Annotated in this window: 26 protein-coding genes; 15 read left to right on the top strand and 11 right to left on the bottom strand. The window is 65.5% G+C overall.

Annotated features, from left to right (window positions below; genetic code table 11):
- The first annotated feature begins 276 nt into the window (after nt 1–276).
- Genes AC1RDS_RS03660 through AC1RDS_RS03640 form a run of 5 tightly spaced genes read left to right on the top strand, consistent with a single transcriptional unit; the run spans nt 277 to nt 4,405 of the window.
- The gene (locus tag AC1RDS_RS03660) at nt 277–1,944 is read left to right on the top strand and encodes a cbb3-type cytochrome c oxidase subunit I (protein WP_092697962.1); all 1,668 of its coding nucleotides are present in this window, start codon (nt 277–279) and stop codon (nt 1,942–1,944) included.
- Entirely contained in the window at nt 1,934–2,554 is a 621-nt protein-coding gene (locus AC1RDS_RS03655) for a cbb3-type cytochrome c oxidase subunit II (RefSeq protein WP_092697963.1), read from the top strand. The genes AC1RDS_RS03660 and AC1RDS_RS03655 overlap by 11 nt, the downstream gene beginning before the upstream one ends.
- A 12-nt stretch (nt 2,555–2,566) precedes the next feature.
- Nucleotides 2,567–3,160, top strand: a complete 594-nt coding sequence (locus AC1RDS_RS03650) for a c-type cytochrome (protein ID WP_092697964.1) — start codon at nt 2,567–2,569, stop codon at nt 3,158–3,160.
- 4 nt (nt 3,161–3,164) lie between these two features.
- Nucleotides 3,165–3,800 (top strand): SCO family protein, encoded by a 636-nt coding sequence (locus AC1RDS_RS03645; protein ID WP_092697965.1) that lies wholly within the window; start codon nt 3,165–3,167, stop codon nt 3,798–3,800.
- A complete protein-coding gene (locus AC1RDS_RS03640; RefSeq protein ID WP_092697966.1) occupies nt 3,797–4,405 on the top strand; it encodes a hypothetical protein in 609 nt (202 codons plus the stop codon). The genes AC1RDS_RS03645 and AC1RDS_RS03640 overlap by 4 nt, the downstream gene beginning before the upstream one ends.
- A gap of 114 nt (nt 4,406–4,519) precedes the next feature.
- Here AC1RDS_RS03640 and AC1RDS_RS03635 read toward each other — a convergent pair whose 3' ends face one another.
- Genes AC1RDS_RS03635 through AC1RDS_RS03625 form a run of 3 tightly spaced genes read right to left on the bottom strand, consistent with a single transcriptional unit; the run spans nt 4,520 to nt 5,623 of the window.
- Nucleotides 4,520–4,762 carry a DUF3820 family protein gene (locus tag AC1RDS_RS03635; RefSeq protein WP_092697991.1) on the bottom strand — a complete coding sequence of 81 codons (243 nt, stop codon included), beginning with the start codon at nt 4,760–4,762 and terminating at the stop codon, nt 4,520–4,522.
- A gap of 2 nt (nt 4,763–4,764) precedes the next feature.
- Entirely contained in the window at nt 4,765–5,133 is a 369-nt protein-coding gene (locus AC1RDS_RS03630) for a translation initiation factor Sui1 (RefSeq protein WP_092697967.1), read from the bottom strand.
- Between the two features lie 10 nt (nt 5,134–5,143).
- A complete protein-coding gene (locus AC1RDS_RS03625; RefSeq protein WP_092697968.1) occupies nt 5,144–5,623 on the bottom strand; it encodes a DUF2721 domain-containing protein in 480 nt (159 codons plus the stop codon).
- 168 nt (nt 5,624–5,791) lie between these two features.
- Between AC1RDS_RS03625 and AC1RDS_RS03620 the strand changes: the two genes are divergently transcribed.
- Nucleotides 5,792–7,048 carry a DEAD/DEAH box helicase gene (locus AC1RDS_RS03620; RefSeq protein WP_092697969.1) on the top strand — a complete coding sequence of 419 codons (1,257 nt, stop codon included), beginning with the start codon at nt 5,792–5,794 and terminating at the stop codon, nt 7,046–7,048.
- 10 nt (nt 7,049–7,058) lie between these two features.
- On the opposite strand, the gene AC1RDS_RS03615 is transcribed toward AC1RDS_RS03620, so the two are convergent.
- The 5 genes from AC1RDS_RS03615 to AC1RDS_RS03595 all read right to left on the bottom strand — a co-directional run bounded on the left by AC1RDS_RS03615 (nt 7,059) and on the right by AC1RDS_RS03595 (nt 10,201).
- A complete protein-coding gene (locus AC1RDS_RS03615) occupies nt 7,059–7,415 on the bottom strand; it encodes a DUF6172 family protein (protein WP_092697970.1) in 357 nt (118 codons plus the stop codon).
- A 93-nt stretch (nt 7,416–7,508) separates the two neighbouring features.
- A complete protein-coding gene (locus AC1RDS_RS03610) occupies nt 7,509–8,504 on the bottom strand; it encodes an aldo/keto reductase (protein ID WP_092697971.1) in 996 nt (331 codons plus the stop codon).
- A gap of 105 nt (nt 8,505–8,609) precedes the next feature.
- Nucleotides 8,610–8,756, bottom strand: a complete 147-nt coding sequence (locus AC1RDS_RS03605) for a hypothetical protein (RefSeq protein WP_159433776.1) — start codon at nt 8,754–8,756, stop codon at nt 8,610–8,612.
- A 15-nt stretch (nt 8,757–8,771) separates the two neighbouring features.
- Entirely contained in the window at nt 8,772–8,999 is a 228-nt protein-coding gene (locus tag AC1RDS_RS03600) for a SlyX family protein (protein ID WP_092697972.1), read from the bottom strand.
- 11 nt (nt 9,000–9,010) lie between these two features.
- Nucleotides 9,011–10,201, bottom strand: a complete 1,191-nt coding sequence (locus tag AC1RDS_RS03595; protein WP_092697973.1) for an aminotransferase-like domain-containing protein — start codon at nt 10,199–10,201, stop codon at nt 9,011–9,013.
- A 114-nt stretch (nt 10,202–10,315) separates the two neighbouring features.
- On the opposite strand from AC1RDS_RS03595, the gene nth reads away from it, so the two are divergent.
- Nucleotides 10,316–10,954, top strand: coding sequence for an endonuclease III (gene nth / locus AC1RDS_RS03590; protein WP_092697974.1), 639 nt, complete (start codon nt 10,316–10,318; stop codon nt 10,952–10,954).
- Nucleotides 10,955–11,081: 127 nt separating this feature from the next.
- Here the strand turns inward: nth and cynR are convergent, their stop codons facing one another.
- A complete protein-coding gene (cynR, locus tag AC1RDS_RS03585) occupies nt 11,082–11,984 on the bottom strand; it encodes a transcriptional regulator CynR (RefSeq protein ID WP_092697975.1) in 903 nt (300 codons plus the stop codon).
- Nucleotides 11,985–12,138: 154 nt separating this feature from the next.
- Between cynR and AC1RDS_RS03580 the strand changes: the two genes are divergently transcribed.
- From AC1RDS_RS03580 to AC1RDS_RS03550, 7 genes are all read left to right on the top strand, one after another.
- Nucleotides 12,139–13,323: a muconate cycloisomerase family protein gene (locus AC1RDS_RS03580; protein WP_092697976.1), complete on the top strand. Its 1,185-nt coding sequence runs from the start codon at nt 12,139–12,141 to the stop codon at nt 13,321–13,323.
- An 11-nt stretch (nt 13,324–13,334) separates the two neighbouring features.
- Nucleotides 13,335–13,610: a muconolactone Delta-isomerase gene (catC, locus tag AC1RDS_RS03575; protein WP_026435659.1), complete on the top strand. Its 276-nt coding sequence runs from the start codon at nt 13,335–13,337 to the stop codon at nt 13,608–13,610.
- A gap of 34 nt (nt 13,611–13,644) precedes the next feature.
- Complete coding sequence (locus AC1RDS_RS03570; RefSeq protein ID WP_208859712.1) at nt 13,645–14,628, top strand: tripartite tricarboxylate transporter substrate binding protein; 984 nt, start codon at nt 13,645–13,647, stop codon at nt 14,626–14,628.
- 44 nt (nt 14,629–14,672) lie between these two features.
- Complete coding sequence (locus tag AC1RDS_RS03565; RefSeq protein WP_092697978.1) at nt 14,673–15,593, top strand: dioxygenase family protein; 921 nt, start codon at nt 14,673–14,675, stop codon at nt 15,591–15,593.
- Nucleotides 15,594–15,797: 204 nt separating this feature from the next.
- Nucleotides 15,798–16,928: a GGDEF domain-containing protein gene (locus AC1RDS_RS03560; protein ID WP_092697979.1), complete on the top strand. Its 1,131-nt coding sequence runs from the start codon at nt 15,798–15,800 to the stop codon at nt 16,926–16,928.
- 134 nt (nt 16,929–17,062) lie between these two features.
- A complete protein-coding gene (locus AC1RDS_RS03555; RefSeq protein WP_092697980.1) occupies nt 17,063–18,583 on the top strand; it encodes an SLC13 family permease in 1,521 nt (506 codons plus the stop codon).
- Between the two features lie 96 nt (nt 18,584–18,679).
- Complete coding sequence (locus tag AC1RDS_RS03550) at nt 18,680–19,426, top strand: lipoprotein intramolecular transacylase Lit (RefSeq protein WP_092697981.1); 747 nt, start codon at nt 18,680–18,682, stop codon at nt 19,424–19,426.
- 109 nt (nt 19,427–19,535) lie between these two features.
- On the opposite strand, the gene AC1RDS_RS03545 is transcribed toward AC1RDS_RS03550, so the two are convergent.
- On the bottom strand, nt 19,536–19,934 hold the full coding sequence (locus AC1RDS_RS03545) for a type II toxin-antitoxin system death-on-curing family toxin (protein ID WP_092697982.1): 399 nt from the start codon (nt 19,932–19,934) through the stop codon (nt 19,536–19,538).
- Entirely contained in the window at nt 19,931–20,155 is a 225-nt protein-coding gene (locus tag AC1RDS_RS03540; protein ID WP_092697992.1) for an AbrB/MazE/SpoVT family DNA-binding domain-containing protein, read from the bottom strand. The genes AC1RDS_RS03545 and AC1RDS_RS03540 overlap by 4 nt, the downstream gene beginning before the upstream one ends.
- A gap of 346 nt (nt 20,156–20,501) precedes the next feature.
- On the opposite strand from AC1RDS_RS03540, the gene AC1RDS_RS03535 reads away from it, so the two are divergent.
- A complete protein-coding gene (locus AC1RDS_RS03535; RefSeq protein ID WP_348689407.1) occupies nt 20,502–21,029 on the top strand; it encodes a hypothetical protein in 528 nt (175 codons plus the stop codon).
- Nucleotides 21,030–21,354: the final 325 nt, after the last annotated feature.

Below are 21,354 nucleotides of genomic sequence, written 5' to 3'. Positions count from 1 at the left end.
AAAACATAGCCAATAGCGCCTACAGATAGGCCGCCGTCACTTTCGCCCTTTTCGCCTTTAAAACCGGTTCGTGGCCTTTGGATGGGGTACGTGGTTCCACCCCAGTATGCTTTAACACTTCCACCGTCAGGGGCTTGGATGCGCGCATAAATATACATTTTTCATGAATCTTAAAATCCGACGCACCAGCGCGTACCACAGGATTTCTGATGGGTCCTTGTAGTGCATCAAAAAAGCGGCGTGCGGCGCACGCCAGAACCACAAGGAAACCCACCCATGGACAGTGCAATACTGAGTTTGCTAGGGGCCTTCCTGCTGTCGATCATGGGACTGTTTGTCTTCATCTGGTCGATGCGCAAGGGCCTGCTGGTTGAAAATCCCCGGGCGGCTTCGGTCATCTTCGCGCGCGGCGAGATCGGCCAGATCGACGATCCGGCGCTGCAGGATGCCGGGCGTGCTCACCTGCAAGCGGCTGCCGCCGAGCCGGGCGACGACGCGCACGAGGGCCATGCCCCCGACCCGCAAGAGCTGGAGCACCGCGTGCAGGCCGACCGCTCCAGCGCCTTCCCCGTGTTCATGTTCATCGCCTTCGCCATTTTCTGGCTGGTGCTGGGCTCCGCGGCGGGGCTCACGGCCTCACTCAAGCTGCACATGCCCGACTGGCTGGTGGGCGAGGCCTGGCAGACCTTCGGCCGCGTGCGCACCATGCACCTGACGGCGGTCCTCTACGGCTGGATCACCAACGCCGCGCTCGGCCTCATCGTCTGGCTGCTGCCGCGCCTGCTGCGCACGCCGCTCATCGGCGCCGTGTGGGTGATGCTGGGCGGTGCGCTCATCAATGCGGGCATCGCCAGCGCCATCGGCGCCATTGGCGCGGGCTGGAGCGACGGCATGGAGTACCTGGAGATGCCGTGGCAGATCGGCCTGTTCATCGTCGCGGGCTTCCTCTGCATCATCGGGCCGGTGCTGTACACGCTGGTCAACCGCAAGGTCGAATCCCTGTACGTGAGCGTCTGGTACCTGGTGGCGGCGCTGCTGTGGATCACGCTGCTGTTCCTCGTGGGCAAGCTGCCCGGCGTGCACACCGGCGTGCAGCAGGCCACCACCAACTGGTGGTACGGCCACAACGTGCTGGGCCTGTGGTTCACGCCCATCAGCGTGGGCGCCATCTACTATTTCCTGCCCAAGATCATCGGCCGGCCGGTGCGTTCATACAACCTGTCCATCCTGGGCTTCTGGACGCTGGCCTTCTTCTACGGCCAGGTGGGCGGGCACCACCTGATCGGTGGGCCGATTCCGGGCTGGCTGAGTACGCTGTCCATCGTGCAGAGCATGATGATGATCATCCCCGTGGCGGCCTTCACCATCAACATGGCGGGCACCATGTGGGGCCGCATGCACCTGGTGCGCCACTCGCCCACGCTGCGCTTCATGATGTTCGGCGGGCTGATGTACATGCTGTCGTCGGTGCAGGGCTCGCTGGAGGCGCTGCGCAGCGTCAACCAGGTGGCGCACTTCACGCACTTCACGGTGGCGCATGCGCACCTGGGGGCCTATGCCTTCGTCACCATGGTGCTGTTCGGCGCCATCTACTTCATGCTGCCGCGCGTGCTCAACTGGGAGTGGCCGTACCCGCGCCTCATCTCGCTGCAGTTCTGGCTCGCGGCCATCGGCATCGGCATCTACTTCGTCGGCCTGACCATCGGCGGCTGGCTGCAAGGCCTGGCCATGCTCGACGCTTCGCGGCCCTTCATGGAGTCGGTCGCGTTGACCATCCCCTACCTGCAGTGGCGCAGCGTGGGCGGCGCGCTGATGGTGACCAGCCACCTCGTCTTCGCCGGCCACTTCCTGGCCATGGCGCTGCGCTTCGGCCCGGCGCGCACGGGGGCCGCCCTGTTCGCACCGGCATCTCCCAAGGCACTGGAGTTGGTCCATGGAAAATGAAATCAAGCTGGCGGCAGGGGCCATGGTGTCCCTGGCCGTGGCCACGGCGGCGCTGGTGGTGCTGCCCTACATGGAGGTGCGCGACATCACGCCGCCCGAAGGACTCAAGCCCTATACCAGCGCGCAGCTGCGCGGGCGCGAGGTCTATATCGCCAACGGCTGCGTGTACTGCCACACGCAGCAGCCGCGCGACCGCAACCTCGGCCCCGACCATGCACGCGGCTGGGGCCGCGCCTCGGTGCCGGGCGACTACGTGTACGACAAGCCGCACCTGCTGGGCAGCATGCGCACCGGGCCCGACCTGTTCAACATCGGCGCGCGCCAGCCCAGCAAGGACTGGCACCTGGGCCACCTGTACCAGCCGCGCGCCTATGTGCCGGGGTCCATCATGCCGTCCTACCCGTACCTGTTCGAAACCAAGGCCGCCGCCGAGCCGGGCGACGAGGTCGTCAAGCTGCCGCCGGGCCAGGGCCCCGAGGGCAAGGTGGTCGTGGCACGCCCCGAGGCGCTGGACCTCGTGAAGTACCTGCAGGGCCTGGACCACACCTACCCCGTGCTGCCGCCCCCGCCGCGCAGCGCCGCCGGCCCGGCCGCCCGTCCCGCATCCTGAGAGGCACCCGCCATGTCCCAAGACGACACCCACCGCGCGCAACAGCGCGAGAACGCCGACCCCGAGGAACGCATCCGCCCCGTGCCGCTGGTAGCCGCCGCCATCACGCTGGCCATGGTGCTGTTCGGCGTGGGCTACATCTTCCTGTCCGAGCCCTTCGGTAACGCCGCCCTGGGTGACCGCCGCACGGTGGCCGACCTCTCTGGCCCCGCGCCGGCCGCTGCAGGTGCTGCCGTGGACGGCAAGGCGCTGTTCGCCGCGCAGTGCGCAGCCTGCCACCAGGCCACGGGCCAGGGCCTGCCGGGCGTGTTCCCGCCGCTCGCGGGCTCGGAGTGGGTGAAGGGCGAGCCGCGCGTGCTGGCCAACATCCTGCTGCACGGCGTGACGGGCGAGATCACCGTGGCGGGCAAAAGCTACCAGGGCGCCATGCCCAGCTTCAAGCAACTGGGCGATGCCGAACTCGCCGCCGTGGCGAGCTATGTCCGCAGTGCCTGGGGCAACCAGGCCGCTGCCGTGGCGCCCGACCTGATCGCGCAGGAGCGCAAGGCCAGCGACCGCACCACGCCGTTCGAGGGCGGCGCCGCGCTGCAGGCACTGGCGCGCTGAAGCCATGCTGCGCACCGCCGTGCTGAGCCTGCTGCTGGCGCTGTGCGGCTGGGCAGCGGCCAATTGGCTCACGCACGGCTTCCAGGTCTGGACCGACGAGGGCGCGCGCCGCCTGGAAGTGGCGCTGCACCCCGTGGACGCACCACGCGTGGCGGTGGACGGCCCGGGCGTGGCCGCCCCCGACCTGCCCGCGCTGCTGGCGCAGGACGGCGGCGCGACCATCGCCGACTTCATCTACACACGCTGCCAGACCGTCTGCCTGTCGCTGGGCAGCACCTTCCAGCAATTGCAGGCGGCGCTGCAGGCCGATGCCGAGGCGGGCCACCCCGCGAACGTGCGCCTGCTGTCCATCAGCTTCGATGGCGCGCACGACCACCCGGCCGTGCTGCTCGCCTATGCACGCGGGCTGCACGCCGACCCGGCGCTGTGGCGCTTCGCGCGCGTGCCCGACGCGGCGCAGCAGCAGGCCCTGCTTCGCCGCCTGGGCGTGGTGGTGGTGCCCAACGGCCGGGGCGACTACGAGCACAACGCCGCGCTGCTGGTGTTCGATGCGCGCGGCCGCATGGTGCGCGTGTTCGACATCACCGAGCAGCAGCTCGCGCTGGACTACGCGCGCCACCTCGCCCGGAACGCGCCATGACACCCTGGCCACGCTGCACGCCGCGCACCCAGGCCGCCCTGGGGCTGGCCTTGTGCGCGCTGCTGGCCTGGCCCGCGCTGCGCCAGGCGCTGGAGGCCAGCATGTGGCGCCACATGGTGCTGCAGTTCCCACTGCTGATGGGGGTCGGTGCGCTGCTGGCGGCCGCGCTGCCGCCGCGCGCGCACACCGTGGTCTCCCGCTGGAACGCCCACGGCATCGCCGGGCTGGTGCTGGTGGCCGGGGTGCTGGCCGTATTGATGGTGCCGCGCGTGCTCGACCTGGCGCTGCGCGAACCCGCCATCGAAATCTCCAAGTGCGCTGCACTGCTGGGCGCGGGCGCGGCGCTGCGGCTGTCGTGGCGCGCCGCGGGGCTGGTGGTGCAGGGCTTCTTCCTCGGCAATGTGCTGCCCATGACCGCCGTGGTGGGCCAACTCTACATCGACACGCCGCTGCGCCTGTGCAACGCCTACCTGCTGGACGACCAGGCGCGCCTGGGGCAATGGCTGGTGGGTCTGGCGGCGTTGCTGGCGCTGGGCTGGCTGGCGCGGGTGGGCTGGTGGACAGTGCGGCGCGAGGGTGATGCAATCGCGGTGAAAAACGCCTGAATGCTCTGTTTTTAATAGCTCATAGCGCTTTCAATACGCGCGCCAGAGCCACCTTACCCAAATCGCGCACGCTTCCCTTCGCGGGATTTGCAGCCTCGGCGCGCAGAAGAAAACTCAGTCGGTTTGCGCGCGCGGCGGCAAGCGGGCGGCGGCGCGCAGGGGTTCGAGCAGTGGCGACAGTCCGTTGTGATCGATTTCGTGCATCAGCGCCAGCAGACGCCCCAGGTCGCTGCGCGGAAAGCCCTCGCGGGCAAACCAGTTCAGGTAATTGCCGGGCAGATCTGCCAGCACGCGGCCCTTGTACTTGCCATAGGGCATGGTCACCGTGACCAGGCGCTGCAGCTGGGCGGGGTCCATCATCAGCCGCCCACGCGCTTGACCTGGTGGCCGCTTTTTTTCAGCGCCTCAATCACGCGCTCCACATGGTCGCCCTGCACCTCGATCACGCCGTCCTTCACCGTGCCGCCGCTTCCGCACGCGGCCTTGAGCTGCTTGCCCAGCGCGACCAGCGCATCGGCATCCAGCGCCACGCCCTTGACCACCGTGACCGCCTTGCCGCCGCGCCCCTTGGTCTCGCGCGCAACGCGCACGATGCCGTCGCCCGCAGGCACGGGCGCGGCCTTGCACACGCACTGCGCCTGCGGCTGGCGGCAGCCGGGGCACATGCGGCCATGGTCGGTGGAATAGACCAGGCCGCCCAGGCCTGCCAGATCACGCAAGGATTTCATGCGGCAAACCTCAAGACTGCTTTGGCACGGGAGCCGGCAACGGCGAGCGCAGCATGTGGAAATTGAGGATGCGCGTGGCCATCACCGTCTCCACGAAAAAGAGCACCAGCGCCAGCAGGAATGAGAGCACGCCACTCAAGAAACTCGCCAGGGCCCAGGTGTGGCCCCGAAAATCGGTGGTCTCGCCCAGAAACAGCAGGATGATGGTCACGCCGATCAGAAAACCGCACAGGGTGAGCAGGCCGATGCAGCCATTGGCCATGCGCCCGCGGGTGCGCAGGTAGCCGAGCTCGATCACGGCGCGCTCGAGAAACTCGGCCTCATCGGAGTGGCGGGCCCGGTCTTCCACCACGCGGGCCCGGTCGATGATGCGCGCCAGGCGCCCGGCCACCGCACCGATCATGCCGGCCACGGCGGTGAGCAGGAACACCGGGGCCACGGCCAGCTGGATGCTGTGGGTGATGGTGGATGAATCAAAAGCAAGGTTCATGGTGTCAAAAGGCCTGTGCAGCGCCGGGGCAGGCAGGCTGCGATTATCGCCAGCCGCGCGGGTGGCGCACAATGCACGCCCGCAGACTGCGGCGCCGCCCTTCTTGCGGGCCATGGCCTTGTGCGCAGTGGCGCCAGGGTGGGTGGCCTGAATTCTTTGCTCCACACCATGCCATTTTCTGCCCTCGGTCTCTCTCCCGCCCTCGTCCAGGCCGCCACCGCCCTGGGTTTTGCCACGCCCACGCCCATCCAGGAGGCCGCCATTCCGGCCATCCTGCGCGGCGCCGATGTCGTGGGCTCGGCCCAGACGGGCTCCGGCAAAACGGCCGCTTTTGCCCTGCCCCTGCTGCAGCGGCTGCAAGCCGGCGCGGCCCACACACCGCGGCGGGTGCGCGCCCTCGTCCTGGTGCCCACGCGCGAACTGGCCGCCCAGGTGGGTGAAGTGGTTCGCAGCCTGGGCCAGCACCTGGCGCAGCCGCCCAAGGTGGCCGTGGTGTTTGGCGGCGTCTCGATCAACCCGCAGATGATGGCGCTGCGTGGTGGGGCCGATGTCGTGGTTGCCACGCCCGGCCGCCTGCTCGATCTGGTGGAGCACAACGCCCTGAAGCTCTCTGCCGTGCAGCTGCTGGTGCTGGACGAGGCCGACCGGCTGCTCGACCTGGGCTTTGCCGACGAACTCAACCGCGTGCTGGCCTTGCTGCCAGCGCAGCGGCAGAACCTGTTCTTTTCGGCCACGTTCCCCACCGCAGTGCAGTCACTGGCCGAGGGACTGCTGCACGAGCCCGTGCGCGTGACCGTGCCCGACACCCCCGGCAGTGCGCCCGCCATCGTGCAACGCGCCATTGCAGTGGACGCCAGCCGCCGCACGCAGCTGCTGCGCCACCTGGTGCAGCAGCATCAATGGAGCCGCGTGCTGGTGTTCGTGGCCACGCAATATGCCGCCGAGCATGTGGCCGAAAAACTCTACAAGGCCGGCATTTTTGCCACGCCTTTCCATGGCGGCCTGAGCCAGGGCGCACGCAAGCAGGTGCTGCAGGAATTCAAGGACGAGCGCTGGCAGGTGGTGCTGACCACTGATCTGGCCGCGCGCGGCATCGACATCGCCCAGTTGCCCGCCGTGGTGAACTACGACCTGCCCCGCTCTGCCGTGGATTACGTGCACCGCATCGGGCGCACCGGGCGTGCCGGCGAGGCCGGCGTGGCCGTGAGCTTTGTCAGCGCAGACACCGAGGCGCATTGGCGCCTGATCGAGAAGCGCCAGCACCTCGCCCTGCCGCGCGAACAGATCGCGGGTTTCGAGCCCACCGAAGTGCCGCCAGAGGCCGCGCCCGCAAGCACCGGAGGCATCAAGGGCAAGCGGCCCAGCAAGAAAGACAAGCTGCGCGCCGCGGCCGCAGCAGCGCAGGCGGCGGCCGGGCAGGATTGAGACCGGGCGATCAGTCGGCGGATCCGTCGGCGCCGTTGCCGTCGCTGGTGGCGCCGCCCTCGCCTTCTTCACCCGCCGGCGCAGGACGGGCCTGGCGATGCCCGCCCTTGGCCAGGATTTCGACATAAAACTGCGTCCCGCCTTCGCGGACCACGCCGTCAATCAGGCCGATCAAGGCGGAAAGATGGGCGACTGCGGCGTTTTCGGCGGTGCTGCCGAACTTGCAGTCAAAGTCCCAGAAGTCCGCGCCGGCAGGCACGGGGCGGCCGCGCTCACGCTTGATGTACTTGCGGATTTCATGCTTGATGGCATCCAGGACGCGGTCGCTGTTCTTGCCTTCGATGTGGAGCTGGAAAGTTTTCTTCATGGGCGATCGTACCGCCTGCGGCAACTGCCTCACCCCGGCCAGGGGCAAATCGACGCCGGCACAGGTGCCGCAGCGCCGCGCCCCACGAACCGGTTAGCGCCCGTCCAGCGGGTAGGCCGGGTCGTTGTATCCCGGCGTGGACGGATGGCCCGGCGCCACCAGCGAATTCACCAGCGCCTCGTCTTCCGGGGTCAGGGTGTAGCCGAGCGCGGGCGCGTAATCCTGCCACTGCGCCAGCGTGCGGGGCCCGGCAATCACCGAGCTCACCGCCGGATGGGCCAGCACCCAGGCCGTGGCAAATTGCGCCAGCGTCACGCCCCGCGCCTGCACATGCTGCTGCAGGGTCTGGGCGATCTGCAGCGACTCTTCGCGCCATTCGGTCTGCGCGATGCGCCTGTCACCCCGTGCCGCACGCGAACCCTCCACCGGCGGCTGGCCGGGCAGGTATTTGCCCGTGAGTACGCCGCGCGCCACCGGGCTGTAGGGCGTGACGCCCAGGCCGTGGTAGGCGCAGGCCGGCAACACCTCCACCTCGGGCATGCGGTTGAGCAGGTTGTAGTAAGGCTGGCACACCACGGGGCCGGGCATGCCCATCTGCCGGGCCAGGTGCACCAGTTCCGTGATGCGCCAGCCCCGGAAATTGGAAACGCCCCAGTAGCGGATCTTGCCCGCGCGCAGCAGGGCGTCGAGCGCCCACAGCGGCTCCTCCAGGTTCATGCCGTTGTAGTCGCGGTGCAGGTAAAGAATGTCCACATGGTCGGTCTGCAACCGTCCCAGGCTGGCTTCGACCTCGCGCAGCATCCAGCTGCGCGAGTAGTGCACCTCGTTCACGCGGACTGACATGGGGTTGCCCAGCTTGGTGGCCAGCACCCAGTCGTGGCGCTGGCCACGCAGCAGCCCACCCAGCATGGATTCGGAGGCACCCTTGGTGTACACGTCGGCCGTGTCGATGTAGTTGACGCCCTGGGCATGGGCATCGGACACGATGGCGGCAGCTTCCTCACGGGAAGTCTGGTCGCCAAACATCATGGTGCCCAGGCACAGACGGGAGACCTGGAGATTGCTTTTGCCAAGGTTGCGGTATTGCATGGAACAGACCTGAAGAACGGGAACAGCGGAGAACACCGGCCCGGCACCCCATGTGCAGCCCGGCACCGCATGGTACTGTGGTGATCGCCTCTGCAGCGCCTGCCGTTAAAGCCGTGCCGCCTGGTCAATGGCGCGCTTGGCATCCAGCTCGCCGGCCTCCAGCGTGCCGCCCATCCGATGCGCGGTGAAGCCGAGACCCAGCGGCGCCAGCAGGTGCGGGTACGGCGCCGGAGTGGCAGCAGAGGACGACATGGGGAGTTCTGGCGCTCAGTAATGCGGCGGCAGCTCGTCGCGCAGGTTGCGCGGGCCGTTGGAGCCGCCCTCGGGCGCCTGCTGGCGCAGGGCGATGATCTCATGCGTGAGCCGGTCGATCAGTTGCTGCTGCTGGTAGATGGTCATGTTCAGCTGGTCCAGCAAGTCTTCGGTAAAGCTGGCCTTGACCTCCAGGTTTTCCAGGCGCTGGAGGATGTTGCCGAGGTTGTTGGTATCTGGCATGGATGGACAGGTCACACTGCCTGGGCCAGGCGCGCCACACCTTCGCGGATCTTGTCCGCATCGGCCGTGGCGAACGACAGGCGGAAGGTGGCGTGGTCGGGGTTGGCGCAGAAGAACGGCGTGCCGGGCACAAAGGCCACGCCCTTGTCGATGGCACGCTTGGCCAGCACATTGCCGTCAACCACCTTGCCGCCCGCACCGGTGAGGCGCGCCCACACAAACAGTCCGCCCTGGGGCTGCACGAACTCGATGGCATCGCCCAGGTCGTTCCGCAGCGCGTTGCCCATGGCCTGGGCGCGCTCGGCGTACACCTTGCGCACATGGGCCAGCGTGCCGGGCATGCGGCCGGCCTTGAGGTATTGCGCGGCCGTGGCCTGGGCAAAGGTGCTGGTGTGCGCATCGCTGAACTGCTTGCACATGGTGGCCTTGGCCAGCAGCTCGGCCGGGGCAATCATCCAGCCCACGCGCAGGCCGGGCGAGAGCACCTTGCTCAAGCTGCCGCAATGCACCAGCAGCTCGCGGCTGCCGGGCACAGTGGCCGACAGGTTGAGCAGGCTGGGGGGAGGCGCGTCGCCAAAGTACAGGTCGCCGTAGGGGTCGTCCTCGACGATCAGCGTGTTGTGCTTGACGGCCATCTCCAGCACGGCCTTGCGGCGTTCCAGGCTCAGCATGGCGCCGCTGGGGTTGCCGAAGGTGGGAATCAGGTAAACGAACTTGGGTTGGTGCTCGGCGATGAGCTTTTCCAGCTCATCGGTCTTCACGCCGTTGCCATCGATGGGCGCGCTGATGAGTTCAGCGCCGTACAGGCGGAAGCACTGGATGGTGGCCAGAAAGGTCGGGCCTTCCACAATCACCTTGTCGCCGGGGCTGATGAGCGTCTTGCCCAGCAGGTCCAGGGCCTGCTGGCTGCCGGTGGTGACGATCAGGTTGTCGGCCGCCACATCCTTGGCACCCTTGCTGGCCATGAAGGCGGCCAGCTGCTCGCGCAGCGGGTTGTAGCCCTCGGTGGCGCCATATTGCAGCGCGGCGCCGGGCTCTTCGGCCAGGGCGGCATTGCTGGCGGCGCGGATGCCGTCCACGTCGAACATGGCGCTGTCGGGGAAGCCGCCCGCAAAGCTGATGATGCCGGGCTTGCCCAGCAGCTTGAAGAGTTCGCGGATGGCGGAGGTTTCTACATTGTTCAGGCGGTCGGCAAATTGCATGGCTTGGATTTCAGGTGGGCAGGAGATCGCACATTGTCGCCAATCGGCATGCAGATTTCCGGCCCACGGGCATCCACGGGCCGCTGCGGACACGCAGCCCCTACACTGCCCGCCATGAAAACCGCGCAGATCGAACCTTTTTTTGCCACCCTGAAAGCAGCCAACCCGCTGCCCAACACCGAGCTCGAATACACCACCGTGTTCGAGCTGCTGGCCGCCGTGCTGCTGTCGGCCCAGGCCACCGACGTGGGCGTGAACAAGGCCACACGCAAGCTGTTCCCCGTGGCGGGCACGCCGCAGGCCATCCTGGACCTGGGGCTGGACGGGCTGGAGGGCTACATCAAGACGATTGGCCTGTACAAGAGCAAGGCGCGCCACCTGATGGAAACCTGCCGCATCCTGGTCGAGCAGCACGCTGGCGTGGTGCCGCGCACGCGCGAAGCGCTCGAAGCCCTGCCCGGCGTGGGCCGCAAGACGGCGAATGTGGTGCTCAACGTGGCTTTCGGCCAGCCCACCATGGCGGTGGATACACACATCTTTCGCGTGAGCAACCGCACCGGCCTGGCGCCCGGCAAGAACCCGCTGGCGGTGGAGTTGCAGCTGATGAAGCGGGTGCCCGCCGCCTACGCCGTGGATTCGCACCACTGGCTGATCCTGCTGGGCCGCTACGTGTGCCAGGCACGCAAGCCGCGCTGCTGGGAATGCCGGGTGGCGCCCTACTGCGATTTTCAGCCCAAGACGAACACGCCCTGACCGGCGGACGGCGCCACGGGCTCACAACGCGCCTGCAGCAGCGCCGTTCGCAGCGCCTCGCGCATGAGCACAATTGCTATCACTTATAGAGCATTTTGTGTTTTTCCATCAGCGCCATCGGTCTTCTTCATTCCAATATCCGCCCCACACCGGGCAGCCGATGCCGTGGCCGCAGCAAGGCCGCAAACTCCACGGCAGCCCGGCTGCGCGAGGCGCCACGCCGCCACAGGATGCCGGCGTGGCGCACCATCTGCGGCGAATGCAGCGGGATGGCCTGCATGTCCGGCGCCTGGCGTGCGGCACGCTCGGGCACGATGCAGGCCAGCTCGCCCCAGCGGCACACGTCGATCAGGCCCTCCACCGACTCCATCTCCACCCGCACCCAGGGTTGCACGCCGGCCTCGCGCAGGCTGTCGTCGATCAGGCGGCGCGTGGCAAAGGCGCGCGGCAGCATGGCCAGCGACACCCCGGCCAGGGCCTTGACGGCCAGGGTGCGGCGGCGCGCCAGCGGGTGGGCGCGATTCACCACCAGCTGCATGCGCTCCTCGAACAGGGGCTCGGTCTCGATCTCCTCACGCTGCGTGGGGTGAAAGGCGATGCCTACATCCAGCAGGCCCGCGACCAGTTGCTCCTCGATGGGCCCGGCGCGCAGGTCGCGCACCACGATGTTCACCTTGGGATAGGCCATGCTGAAGGCCGCCACCGTGGCCGGCACCAGGGTGTGCAGGAAGGTGGGAATGACACCCACGGTGAGCATGCCCGCCTGCAGCCCCGTCATGTCGGCCAGCGCCATGCGCCCGGCCTCGATTTCCTGCAGCGCGCGGGCGGCATGCACCCTGAAAGCCGCACCCGCCTGCGACAACCGCAAGCCCCGGCCCAGCCGGTCAAAGAGCTGTATCTCCAGTTCCTGCTCCAGCTGGCGCAGCCCGTGCGACAAGGTGGACTGCGTGACAAACAGGTTCTGCGCCGACTGTGTGAGATGCTCGGTCTGGGCGATGTCGAGAAAGTAGCGCAGTTGCCGGATTTCCATCAAGACACCCCCCATTCATTCGTTCGATTCAGTCGAATGATAAGTCGCAAATAAATCATTGGAACGTCATAGGAATTAAACCTAACCTTGCATTTTTTTGGTCCACCGGTGGGCCAGCGTCATTTCCTGGTCCATCCAAAAAAGGTACACAGCGATGCACAGCCGTTTCACCATCGAACGCATGCAGGCACGGATTCTGGACATTCCCACGATCCGCCCGCACAAGCTCTCGTTTGGCTCCATCAGCCGCCAGAGTCCGGTCATTGTTCAGGTCTGGCTCCAGGATGGCGCCACGGGCTTTGGCGAGGCCGCCACCATCGGCGGCCCATCATGGAACGAAGAGTCGCCCGAAAGCATCCTGCACGCCATCGACCACTACCTGGCCCCCGCCCTCGTCGGCCAGGATGCGGGCGGTTTTGAAGCCGCCCTGGCGCGCATGGACAAGGCCTGCAAGGGCAATGCGTTTGCCAAGAGCGCGGTGGAGATGGCGCTGATCGACGCCGCGGCCCGCACGCTGGGTCTGCCCGCCTGGCAGCTGCTGGGTGGCAAGGTGCACCAGAGCCTGCCCCTGGCCTGGACGCTGGCCAGCGGCAACGTGGAGCGTGACCTGCAGGAAGCCCATCTGCGCCTGGAACAAAAGCGCCACCACATCTTCAAGATGAAGATCGGCGCCCGCGCGCCGCAGGACGACGTGGCCCATGTGTCGCAGATCGCGCGCGGCCTGCAGGGCAAGGCCACGCTCACCGTGGACGTGAACCAGGCCTGGGACGGCAACACCGCGCGCCGCTACCTGCCGCAGCTGGTCGAGGCCGGCGTGACGCTGATCGAACAGCCCGTGGCGCAGTGGAACGTGGAGGTGCTCAAGAACCTCACTGCCACGCTCGATGGCGCCCTCATCATGGCCGACGAAACCGTGTGCACACCGCAGGACGCCATGATGCTGGCGCGTGAAAAAGCCAGCCATGTGTTTTCGCTCAAGGTCGCCAAGCATGGCGGCCTGATTCGCACACGCAAGGTGGCGGCCGTGGCCGAAGCGGCCGACATCGGCTGGTACGGCGGCACCATGCTGGAGACATCGCTGGGCAGCGCCGCATCGGCCCATGTGTTTGCCACGCTGGGCAAACAGCACCACGGCTGCGAGCTGTTCGGCCCCCAATTGCTGGTGGACGACATCGTCGAACGCCAGATGCCCATCGTCGATTTCGAGCTGCAGCTGCCCGATGGCCCCGGCTTTGGCGTCGAGGTTTCGCTGGCCCAGATCGAGCGCTTCGACCGCGCCCGCCAGGGTCTTACCGCCGTGCATGTCGATATGGCCGCACACACCCCCACCCCCGCTTAAGGAGAACACCGATGCTGTTTCTGGTACGTATGGATGTGAACATTCCGCGCGACTTGCCCGTGGAAGAAGCCAACGAGATCAAGGCCCGCGAAAAGGCCTATTCGCAAGACCTGCAGCGCGACGGCCGCTGGAAGAGCATCTGGCGCGTGGTGGGCGAATACGCCAACTACAGCATCTTCGATGTGGCGTCCAACGACGAACTGCACCAACTGCTGCAAGGGCTGCCGCTGTTCCCGTTCATGAAGATCTCCGTCACCCCCTTGGCGCAGCACCCCTCGGCCATCTGAGCCTTCGCAATCCCATAAAGAGACACCCACCATGATGAAACGACAGACGCTGGCACTGCTGGCCTCCGGTCTGGCCCTTGCCGCCTTGCCCGCTGCGCACGCCCAGGCCCCCGCGGCCAACTGGCCCGCCAAGCCCATCCGCTGGGTGGTGCCCTTCCCGCCCGGCGGCGCCATGGACGCCATCGCCCGCACGCTGGGCGAGAAGGCCGGCAAGACGCTGGGCCAGCCCTTCGTCATCGAGAACAAGCCCGGCGCGGGCGGCAACATTGGTGCCGACTACGTGGCCAAGCAGCCCGGCGACGGCTACACCATGATGATCACCTCGATCGGGATGGCCACCAACAAGCCGCTGTACGGCAAGCTCAGCTACGACCCGATCAAGGACTTCGCCCCCGTGAGCCTGCTGGCCGTGGTGCCCAACGTGCTGGTCACCAACGCCACCCAGCCCGACGTGAAGAGCGTCAAGGACGTGATCGCCGCCGCGCACAAGGCACCCGGCAAACTCACCTACGCCTCGGCTGGCAACGGCACCTCCATCCACCTGGCGGGCGAGGTGTTCACCTCGCTGGCGCAGATCGAGATGCTGCACATCCCCTACAAGGGCAGCGGCCCCGCCGTGTCCGACCTGCTGGGCGGGCAGGTCAACTACATGTTCGACAGCATCACCTCGGCACGCCCGCACATCCAGTCGGGCAAGCTGCGCGCCCTGGGCGTGACCACGGCCAAGCGCTCCAGCACCCTGCCCGATGTGCCCACGCTGGCCGAGGCGGGCGTGCCCGGCTACGAAGTATCGCCATGGTTTGCCGTGTTCATGCCTGCGTCCACGCCCAAGGCCATCGTCAGCAAGCTCAACGCAGCCCTGCTGGCCGCCATGAAGGACCCCGAGGTGGCCAAACGCTTTGAATCCATCGGCGCCGAGCCCGTGGGCTCCACGCCCGACGAACTGGCCAAGCACCTGACCCGTGAGTCCGATCGCTGGACCAAGCTGATCACCGAGCGCGGCATCAAGCTCGACTGATTTCACCTGCCTTTATTCCACCCCATCCCACCGAGAAGACGTCCATGTCCGAACTCACCCAAGCCCAGCTGCTGGAACTGGTCAACACCAGGAAGATCGCCCCCGGCAATGCACGCGTGCGCCAGCTCACCGAGCGCATCGTCACCGACCTGTTCAAGACCATCGACGAACTGGATGTGACCCCCGACGAATTCTGGGCCGCGGCCGGCTGGCTCACGCGCCTGGGTGCCGCGGGCCAGACGGGCCTGATCACCGCAGGCCTTGGGTTTGACCGCCTGATCGACATCCGCGCCGACGAAGCCGACGCCAAGGCCGGCCGCACAGGCGGCACGCCGCGCGCCATCGAAGGCCCGCTGTTTGTGGCCGGTGCCCCCATGTCCCAGGGCGAAGTGCGCCTGGACGAGGGCGAGCCCAAGGGCGAGGTGTTCGTGATGGAAGGCCAGGTGCTGGACCTGAACGGCCGGCCCGTGGCCCACGCCTCGGTGGACGTGTGGCATGCCAATGAGCAGGGCGGCTATTCGCACTTCTTCCCTGGCATGAAACCCTACGAACTGCGCCGCCGCATCGAGACGGATGCCAAGGGCCAGTACCGCTTCCGCTCCTTCCTGCCGCCGGGTTATGCCATTCCCCCGAACAGCCCCACGTCCGAGCTGTTTGAGGCCCTGGGCCGCCATGGCAACCGTCCTGCGCACATCCACTTCCTGGTGGCAGCCCCCGGCATGCGCACACTGACCACGCAGGTCAACATTCCTGGCGACAGCTACATCGACGACGACTTTGCCTTCGCCACGCGCGATGGCCTGATCGTGGGCCTGGAGAGGAACGTGGCACCCGCAGGCTACGAGTCGCTGGGCATCAGCGCGCCCTTCACGCGCACCCAATTCAACTTCGTGATGCAGAACGCCGCCAGCGCCGACGAAGCCTTGCCGCTGACGCGCATGGAACGTGTGACCACCCCTGCCTGAACGGTCCGGCGCCAGCACCCGGCAAGCCACCCGGTCCGTGGGTGGCTTTTTTTCGCCCTGCTTTTCCGCAGCCCGCACAGCCCCCCGGCAGCCGCACTGCGCACCGGCAGCCAGCCCACAAATTCACCCTGCCGGGAAACATGGTCTGGCTATACTGAAATAAACATTTTTTTACACCGCCACCCCATCGCCCCCTGCCGGAAGATGCCACTCGATCCGCGCTCCCTCATTGCCCTGGGCGGCCTCATGTCGGCCATGATGGCGGTGGTGCTGTGGGTCATGCGGCGCAACTACCCGCCCAGCATCCGCGGGCTGGACTATTGGGCAGCAAGCCCGGTGCTGTGGCTGGTCGCAACGCTGCTCTTCAGCGGCCGGGGTCAACTCTCCCCTTTCCTCACCGTCGTGCTGGCGAACCAGGCGCTGCTGCTGGGCGCAACGGTTTATTACATCGGCAGCCGCCGGTTCCTGGGGCATGGCGGAGGGTGGATCTTGTGGGGCAGCGTTGCCGCCGCGTCCCTGCTGGTGCTGACATGGCTGACCTACGTCGCGCCCAGCTATCAACTGCGGGTTGCCATTTTCGCGCTGCTGATGGCGGTGCTGTATGGCGCGCATCTGCGCTTTCTCTGGCGCCACGGCGGCAAGGGCTTTCCCATGCGGCTGGTGCAGGTCGTGCTGGCGTTGCACATCCTGGTACTGGTAGCGCGCTTCACTTCGATCGTCATGGGCCGGGCCGACAGCGACGCGATGGAGCCTTCGCATTTCCAGACGGCCTACATCGGCGCCTATGTGCTGACGGTGCTGATGCTGTCCATTGGCGCCGTCCTGCTGGCGACCGACCGGGTGCGCACCGAGCTGGAGCACCTGGCCATGCACGACTCGCTGACACAGACGCTCAACCGCCGCGCCATCATGCAGCGGTGCCACGAGGAACTGGAGCGCGCCCGCCGCCATGGCCGAGGGCCGTCGATCATGATGCTCGACCTGGACCACTTCAAGGCGGTGAACGACACGCACGGCCACCAGCACGGTGATGCCGTGCTGGTGCATTTCACGGCCTGCACGGCGTCTGTCTTGCGCAGCGGAGACTGGCTGGGCCGTTACGGTGGCGAGGAATTTCTGATTCTGCTGCCTGACACCGATGCCGCAGCAGCCCGCCATGTCGCACAACGCATCCATGTCCTGCTCCAGGCAGGGCACCCGCTCGATTGCCAGCTCAGCATCGGGGTCGCCACCTGGCAAGGCCCGCAGGACTCCCTGGAAGCCATGCTCACACGCGCTGACGCAGCCCTCTACCAGGCCAAGGACCTGGGACGCAACCAGACCTGTGCGGGATAACGCAGCACCGTTGCCCGAGCAAGCCGGTCAGCCTTGTCACAACCGCTGCACCCACAGCGGAGCACAATCATTTCAGGAGCGCTGTCCGAGCCCAGGCTTGCTCCCGGCACGGCCACCACAACAAGGAACAACCCATGAGCACATCCCCTGCAACCCCTGCCCCCGTTGCGGCGGCGCCCGGCGCAAGCTGGGTGCAACGCGCGGGCCTGATTGCCGCCCTGGTTGCGCTGGCCGCCATCGTGCTGATGCCCGCTGCGCAGGGCCTGCCGGTGGCGGGCCAGGTGATGCTGGGCATCCTGGCCTTTGCGGTGATCGTCTGGATGACCGAGGCAATGGATTACGCCGTCAGCGCGGTAGTGATTGGCGCACTGATGATCTTTTTGCTGGCCTTCGCACCCGCGGTGGGCAAGACCGAGGGAGACATGGGCACCGGCGGGGCACTGAACCTGGCGCTGTCGGGGTTTTCCAGCAGCGCCGTGGCGCTGGTGGCGGCGGCCTGCTTCATTGCCGCCGCCATGACGGCCACGGGGCTCGATAGGCGCATTGCGCTCGCGGTGCTGTCCAAGGTAGAGGCGCGCTCCAACCAGATCGTGATTGGCGCCATGGTGGTGGGCCTCTTGCTGTCGTTCATCGTGCCCAGCGCCACGGCGCGCGCTGCCTGCCTGATGCCCATCATGATGGGCTTTGTGCTGGCCTTCCGCGTGGACAAGCGCAGCCGCTTTGCCGCGCTGCTGGTGCTGACCGCCGCGCAAACCACCAGCGTATGGAACATCGGCATCAAGACCGCCGCCGCGCAGAACATGGTGGCCATCGGCTTCATCGAAAAGCAGTTCGGCCACGACATCACCTGGACCGACTGGTTCATCGCCGGTGCGCCGTTCTCGGCCGTGCTGTCGGTTGCGCTCTACTTCATCATGACGCGCATGATGCGTCCCGAGATGGACGATATCGCCGGCGGCAAGGCCGCCATCCGCGCCCAGCTCGACGCACTGGGCCCCATGACCACCAAGGAATGGAAGCTGCTGGCGCTGGTGCTGGGCCTGCTGGCATTCTGGTCCACCGAGAAGGTGCTGCACAGCCTGGACACCTCATCGACCACCATCGCGGCCATCGCCATCATGCTGGCGCCGCGCATTGGCGTGATGAGCTGGAAAGACTCGCAAAAAGGCTTTCCGTGGGGCACCGTTGTGCTGTTTGCCGTGGGCATCAGCGTGGGCTCGGCCCTGCTCAAGACCAACGCCGCCAGCTGGCTGGCCAACCTCATCGTGGCCAACCTGGGCCTGCAGAACGCCAGCGCCTTTGCCATCCTGATGCTGCTGTCGCTGTTTCTGATCGTCATCCACCTGGGCTTTGCCAGCGCCACCGCCCTGGCCTCAACCATGATCCCCATCGTCATCAGCGTGCTCATGGCCGTGCAGACGCCGGGCATCAACGTGATCGGCATGACCATGCTGCTGCAGTTTGTGGTGAGCATCGGCTTCATCCTGCCCGTGAACTCGCCCCAGGCCATGATTGCCTACGGCACCGACACCTTCACCGCGCGCGACTTCGTGCGCACCGGCTTCGTCCTCACCCTGGTGGCCATGGTGCTGCTGGTGATTTTCTCGCTGACTTACTGGCCCATGATGGGCTACATGACGCTGTCTGCCGGCTGAGCCACGGCAAGCATGAAATGAGCTGCGAGCGCATATGCATAATTCACCCGCAGCTCTCATTTAAATAGCAATCGGAGCGATCCAAACCCCTGTGCCATGACAGAGCGATTCATTTTCTGGCCCTTGTTCTTCACCAGCCAGCTGCTCGCCCTTGCCTGGATCAGCTGGGTATTGCTGGCGCAGTACCATTTTGCGTACCCGGTGGGCTACCGGCTTTTGGGGCTGGACCAGACCATTGCCCAATACGCGCCCCACAACCGCTTCAAGGCGGATTTTGAATTCACCACGCCCCCGGATCACTGGCGCCTGTTTGGGCAAATCAGCGACGCCGTGCATGCGGGCGGCAAGGGCTTGGCCGAAATCACCTACCCCCTGAAAAACGGGCAACCCGCCGCCCTGTTGCACGAGGCAGAAATCATCCACCTGCAGGACGTGGCCCATCTGGTCGATGTGCTGTATGGCATGGGAATGGCCAGCCTGGCGCTGTGGGTCGTCTTGATTTTCATCCTGTGGCAACGGCACATGCTCTGGCCCCCCGTGCATCAAATCCTTCGGGGATTTTTGGTGGGTTTTGCCGTGATCGCCGCTGCCATTTTTGCCATCGGCCCCAAGGCGGTGTTTTACTGGTTTCACGAACAGGCCTTTCCCGACGGCCACCAGTGGTTCTTTTATTACCAGGATTCGCTGATGACCACGCTGATGAAAGCGCCCGATATTTTTGCCTTTATCGCCGTGCTGCTGCTGACGGTATTCACGGCCCTTTGGTGCGCGGCGTTGTATGGACTTCCCAGGCTGCTGAAACACCGCCCCGGCAAATCGCAAGCTCGACCGCGTTCCAGATAGAGCCACCAGCGCCGGGTTACGCCACGTCGCAAGCTATATATTTGATAGCTGGTGGCGCTTGCTGCAAGAGCGCTTGAGGGCTAAATGTCTTGGAATCCATACAGCATTCTCATGCCCGCGTCGCGCTGTGCGCACGCAGCCATGCGGCAAAGTCTTCTTCAAGCATGTCGCCAGCGGCCACGGTCAGCATGGTGACCGTGGCCTCGGCCTGGCTGGCCTGCAGTCGCAAGCCGTTGAGGAACAAAAACAGACCCACCGCCAGAAACGCCGCGCGCTTGTTGCCATCGACAAACGGATGGTTTTTGGCGATGCCCACGCCGTAGCTGGCCGCCAGCGCGGCGGCATCGGGGGCGTTGTCCGCATCCGCATAGGCGACGATGTTTTGCGGGCGCATGAGTGCGGATTCCAGCAAGCCCTCGTCGCGCATGCCTTCACGCCCGCCGTGGGTGGCCAGGCTCTCGCCGTGCAACAGCACCAGCGCCTGCTTGCTGATCCAGCGCCAGCTCATTTGGCCAACTGGTGAAAGGTGTCGCGGAACTCGTGCATGAACTCACGCCCGGCCCTGATTTCTTCTTCCAGCGCCGGGTCGTAAGGCGTGAGCGCGTAGCCGTCGGGGGTTTCCGTCAGAAAGATGGACTCGCCCTTGCCCAGCTTCAGCCGCGCCAACGCTTCCTTGGGCAGCACCACCCCCACGGAATTTCCAATCTGGGTGAGTTTGAGCATGTGCATGGCAGCCTCCAAGTAATTACAAACGTAATACTAAAACTTTGCTGCGCCGTGCGCAAGCGAACCTGCACCCAAAAAGTCAACAGACGATTCCCCGCACCCAGCTGTCGTTTCGTTGTACCGCTCAAACAACCAGCGCCCAAAATCGCCGGTCGCATACACAAGGTGCAGTGATCCCCGCAAGCTATAGTTTCCACAGCACAAACGTGCCGGGTTTCACGGATTTTTCTTACCCGATTAACATTCCTATCCAACGGACCGCCTTCTGCGTCCGCTGAAATTAGACGTTAGACATCTTTGCTGGCCGCGGCGACTTATGAGAACAAGAACCAGACAATTCGTCCAGCATTTGTCGCATGCGATCGAGGATGAGGAGCTCGCGGAGTCATATCTGGACGACTCGTTGCCGCTCGTTGGCTTGGTCGTCATGTATTTCAATGCTGTGGAGAAGTCGCTCGACTCCTTCATTTGCGAGGTCATTTCTGACCGGAGCGATACACCTGGCCTCATCGTGATTCAGAAGCTCATGTTCAGCGCCAAGCTGGATCTTTTCAAACGTTTCTCCGATGACTTTCATTTGTGCTTTGCGATTCAACCTGAGTCCTTTACTGGGCTAGTTCAAGAACTCGGTGAGATCGCAAGACTGAGAAATCTCGTCGTGCATGCGGATTGGAGCAGTACCGACGAAGAGGGCTACACGTTCGTACGGCTGAAGGGGTCCAAAGAGGGCATGCTGCAAGAGTACTTGCAGTTCTCCGTTGACTCCCTCGAAAAGCTCATAGACAGAATAATTGCAGCGAACCATCTCCTTTCAGGCTACTGGGAATGGCGTTCCGTATGTCTTTCCATTCATGGAAGGCACGAAGACGATGTCTAACCAGTCGCTCGAGCCGACTCGGGCTGGCAAGCCGCCGCTCGCGGCTCAGTTTCAACGTTGAGTGCGCGCTTATTCTTGCATCCTCCGGCAGTTCTTCGCCGAGACCCTGATACACACCATCACACAGCATTCCACACCGGCCACCGCGCCCACTCGGCATCAGCGCATATCAAAAGTAAAATAGCCATGCAGCGCTTATCCAATAAGCATCAGAAGCTATTCATTCAGTAGCATCAAAGCACTCCCTTCAGGGCAATCGCATCTAAATAGTGATACCCAAGACGCGCTCCAGATAGCCCAGATTCCACCCCGCACGCTTGCGCTT

The organism is Acidovorax sp. GW823-FHT02H02 (genome assembly GCF_058797075.1).
This window is presented reverse-complemented; position numbering and strand designations above follow the sequence as displayed.